This is a genomic window from Nitrosomonas ureae, from assembly GCF_900108305.1.
Taxonomy (GTDB): Bacteria; Pseudomonadota; Gammaproteobacteria; order Burkholderiales; family Nitrosomonadaceae; genus Nitrosomonas; species Nitrosomonas ureae_B.
Genome location: NZ_FNUX01000061.1, coordinates 1 through 3,122, shown reverse-complemented (window position 1 = coordinate 3,122; position 3,122 = coordinate 1). Strand labels below are relative to the sequence as shown.

The 3,122-nt window shown below is 40.6% G+C and carries 4 protein-coding genes; 2 read left to right on the top strand and 2 right to left on the bottom strand.

Features of this window, described 5'->3' with window-relative positions; genetic code table 11:
- Positions 1 to 91 precede the first annotated feature (91 nt).
- Complete coding sequence (locus C4S39_RS14950) at positions 92 to 577, bottom strand: ATPase, T2SS/T4P/T4SS family (RefSeq protein WP_258039475.1); 486 nt, start codon at positions 575 to 577, stop codon at positions 92 to 94.
- Positions 578 to 643: 66 nt separating this feature from the next.
- Positions 644 to 1,024 (bottom strand): helix-turn-helix domain-containing protein, encoded by a 381-nt coding sequence (locus tag C4S39_RS14945; RefSeq protein ID WP_103967723.1) that lies wholly within the window; start codon positions 1,022 to 1,024, stop codon positions 644 to 646.
- Positions 1,025 to 1,557: 533 nt separating this feature from the next.
- On the opposite strand from C4S39_RS14945, the gene C4S39_RS14940 reads away from it, so the two are divergent.
- Positions 1,558 to 2,613 carry a ParB/RepB/Spo0J family partition protein gene (locus tag C4S39_RS14940; protein WP_103967722.1) on the top strand — a complete coding sequence of 352 codons (1,056 nt, stop codon included), beginning with the start codon at positions 1,558 to 1,560 and terminating at the stop codon, positions 2,611 to 2,613.
- Positions 2,614 to 2,685: 72 nt separating this feature from the next.
- Positions 2,686 to 3,024: a KfrB domain-containing protein gene (locus tag C4S39_RS14935; protein ID WP_103967721.1), complete on the top strand. Its 339-nt coding sequence runs from the start codon at positions 2,686 to 2,688 to the stop codon at positions 3,022 to 3,024.
- The last annotated feature ends 98 nt before the right edge of the window (positions 3,025 to 3,122 follow it).

The window sequence follows — 3,122 nt, the reverse complement described above, 5'->3', positions numbered from 1 at the left end:
GTCGCTCCCGTGATGTCATCGGCTAACCTCCGTGAAAATATTCGAGGATAGCCAGATCTATTTCTAATTTTTAGATGGTCGGGTTGGACGCTTACGATCCGGTGCCACCAATGACCAGTATGTTGCGGTGCCTGCGCACAGCCTCTTTGATGACATCAGAGTATCTGGGCGACAACACACCGGTTTCTACATACTGTTCGAGTGTAAAAATCTTGATGGCTTTTTTACGGATAGCAAATGTGGGGGATGAAACAATGGGAGGTAGTTGACCGGCAAAGCGTGAACTATCGAGCGGGAATTCACCTTCAATCATCGGGTTGAATCGATTGACTGCTTTACCGTGGAAACCTGCAACCGTTTTGATGACGGCTTCAACCTGGGCAGCCTGGATATTTCCGATATGTTGTATCTTTTGACCCAGCTTCTCTTGCCAGATACGGCCATCGGCATTGACCATGATTTCAACCGTCTCAGGATCCTGCAATGCGGACAATATTTCCCTTGCATCGCGCTCCAGCTTGCTCTTAGCGCGATCCTTAACGGTTGTGATGTGAGGCAATTGATCTTGCAGTGTCATGCGAGTACTCCAACAACTTACACATGACATTACAATATAACGAATATTATTTTAGTGCAACTCCTTTTAGTTATTTTTTAATTTCTTTGCTTCTTTCGATAAGAATGCTCTATTCTTCTTATCCCATTGCTCGACCTGAAAAGCTTCATATTCACTCAGAACGCCTCCTTTCCAAACAAAGCCTTTAGGTAAGCGCTTTAACTTTCGATTGGCCAATGCCTCAAGATCGACTGCATTCATATCCGAGCTATCCAACAGCATAGGTAACGGGGTCTCGAGCGCCTCTGCAATCGCCTCCATAATCCTAAGCGATGGATTAGCCTTGTCATTCGTCAGATCCGTAAAGAATGCGATGGATACCCCCGCCTTCTTTGCCAGTTCCGATTTGGTCACGCCTTTTTCATCGAGGATGCGTAGAATATTTGTGATGAGTATCAAATTGTACATATAATAGCCCTGTCATTTCTAGGGTTTAAGCAGCTTAACTAATCGGCGCCATTGTTTTGCAGTAGTTTTGCTGCTATTTTAATCCAAAATAAAAACATAAATTCATTAATTTCAATGGAGGGCTAATTAATAGTTTCGTTATATACATGGCTTATGGATGCTAATTAATAAATAAGATATGCATATCAATCATACTTACAAAACCAATCACATCATTGATTTATATCATTGTTATTAATATTAATCATTGTTCTTATAAGCATATGGATAGAGGGTAGACGAGTAACTGACGGGAAATCTGGAGAATCTGGAAACGTAACCCGTTTTCTGAAACGAGAGATCAGTCATTCAATGATAAATTGAACAAGAATAACAAAAATTCAAAAGTGCGAAGACAATTTTTTGCGCGGTTTGATTTGTTGATGACTGCACCCATAGCCTCTATCTGCCCAATCATAAAATGGACAAAATTATTTGATTCAAATAAATATTTTTGCCCGATATAACGAACACGAGTTAAGCTTAAGATAAAAATGACAGGAAAAAAGAAGGAAAATAAAAATAGGCTTGTTGCGCCTATCGGCGCGACAGAAATTGATATCACGCTGATCAGTGAAGATATCAATCAACCCAGAAAAGAATTCAATAAAGAAACGTTAAGAGAATTAACGGAGACTGTTAAATTACGCGGGGTAAAATCACCCATATCGGTACGCCCCAATCCGGATAAACCTGGAACCTATATCATCAATCATGGTGCAAGACGTTATCGTGCCAGTATCGATGCCGGGTTAAGAAACATTCCTGCATTCATTGATACCGATTACAGCGAAGCTGATCAAGTAATCGAGAATCTGCAAAGAGATAATTTAACCTCCAGAGAGATCGCTGACTTTATTGGACGGCAACTTGCAGCCGGGAAAACCAAATCCGAAATTGCCAGGCTGATCGGCAAAACCAATCCTTATATCACCATGCACGCTGCACTTCTTGATTTGCCTGATCCACTAGGAGAAGTGTACCGGACAGGCCGTTGCACCGATGTCACAGCACTCTATGATTTAACAAGGCTGTATAAAGCCAATAAAGAGGAAGTAATCACCTGGCTGGCGCTCAGTACGCAAGAAGAGATATCACGATTGGATGTATATCATTTCAGTCAATTCTTAAAGCTAAAAAAAACGCCCCCATCTAATTCTGCGGATGATCAAGTAATTAATGCTGAAGGCAAATCGAATACGACTCTCGATAACAACAACGATCAAAAACAAAGCACCTCACTTCCATTGCTGGACTCTATATACAATCTGATTAAAAAAGACAAACGCAAGCCACATGATTTAATGCAAGATCTATCTAGTGAAAATAAAGAATTTCTCCAAAGCAAAATAAAGAATTATTTTGAGCAAGGCAGGAATTGTTCAAATATCGTTCAGTTCACCATCAAAGCATTGCAAGATGGCAGCTTCTCAGCCAAAGGGAGCGGCGCACTGCAATTGATTGCCTTTTTGCACGGCATGGAAAGATCAGAGTCTTTTGATCTCATGAAAATACTGGAAGAAATTGCCGGACAACAGGAAGCAGGATAATTTAATCTTGCCAGTAATCCTACTTATAACTAATTTGAAATGACGACACCCGACAAGCTACGAATGATTGTAATGAATGGACAAAAGATTCTACAAACTCAGAATAATAATGAATGGGAAACGACTGGTACTATCAAGAAGGTCGATGAAGGTATCAAGCCGGGCGTCTACAATATTTATTTAGGTACAGCACCCGTTGATAAAAACCAGTATCAAGGACAAATTATTTATATTGATAGAGAGAATTCTGTTTTTTATCAGCAGGTCAAGAAGGATTTTATTGTGCACCGACTAAATGCTGTTGATGGCAAGCCTATTGCTGGCAAAGATGTGGTTATTGCGTATGATGGGGAGAAAGCTACGTTAACTCTAACGGATACGCTTAAGAATAAAAGATCGTTGAAAATGTGATCGGGTGTAAGCGTCCAACCCCACCACCTATTATTGCTTCAATTTAAGTGATTGAATGAATTCCGGCGCAAATGGCAACAACTCGTCAATGCGGCTGT

Coding starts and splice junctions, on each gene's coding strand:
- C4S39_RS14935 (WP_103967721.1), top strand. CDS start 2,686: ATGAATGGACAAAAGATTCTACAAACTCAGAATAATAATGAATGGGAA.
- C4S39_RS14950 (WP_258039475.1), bottom strand. CDS start 577: ATGACACTGCAAGATCAATTGCCTCACATCACAACCGTTAAGGATCGC.
- C4S39_RS14945 (WP_103967723.1), bottom strand. CDS start 1,024: ATGTACAATTTGATACTCATCACAAATATTCTACGCATCCTCGATGAA.
- C4S39_RS14940 (WP_103967722.1), top strand. CDS start 1,558: ATGACAGGAAAAAAGAAGGAAAATAAAAATAGGCTTGTTGCGCCTATC.